Annotated in this window: 1 protein-coding gene; it reads right to left on the bottom strand. The window is 39.1% G+C overall.

Annotated features, from left to right (window positions below):
• Positions 1-534, bottom strand: a 534-nt coding sequence (tyrS, locus tag ABD296_RS50195; RefSeq protein ID WP_344285805.1) for a tyrosine--tRNA ligase, incomplete at both ends; no start/stop codon positions are given.

Raw genomic sequence — 534 nt, 5'->3', positions numbered from 1 at the left:
CATAACGGCTTTGTAATGTACGGCCCATAAGTAAGTTAAAGGTTTGGTCTGTACCACCTAACTCAACGTCTGCTTCAAGTGCGATAGAGTCATAGCCTTGAACTAAAGGATATAAGAACTCATGAATTGCAATTGGCTGATGATTGTTATAACGCTTAGTGAAGTCATCACGCTCTAACATACGTGATACTGTTTGCTGGCTTGCCAACTGAATAAGATCCGCAGCAGACTTTTGGTTAAACCACTCTGAATTAAACCTTACTTTTGTCTTATTCGGATCTAAGATTTTGAAAACTTGTTCTTGATAAGTTTTAGCGTTAGCTTCAACTTGTTCGCGTGATAACGGCGGACGAGTTGCACTTTTACCCGTTGGGTCACCAATCATGGCGGTATAGTCGCCAATCAAGAAAGTAACTTCATGACCCAAATCTTGAAACGTTTTTAGTTTGTTAATAAGAACCGTATGTCCTAAATGTAAATCTGGAGCTGTAGGGTCAAAACCAGCTTTAATTTTAAGAGGACGATTCTCTTTAA

Origin of the sequence: Actinomadura napierensis (genome assembly GCF_039529375.1) — a bacterium.
Taxonomy (GTDB): domain Bacteria; phylum Actinomycetota; class Actinomycetes; order Streptosporangiales; family Streptosporangiaceae; genus Spirillospora; species Spirillospora napierensis.
This window is presented reverse-complemented; position numbering and strand designations above follow the sequence as displayed.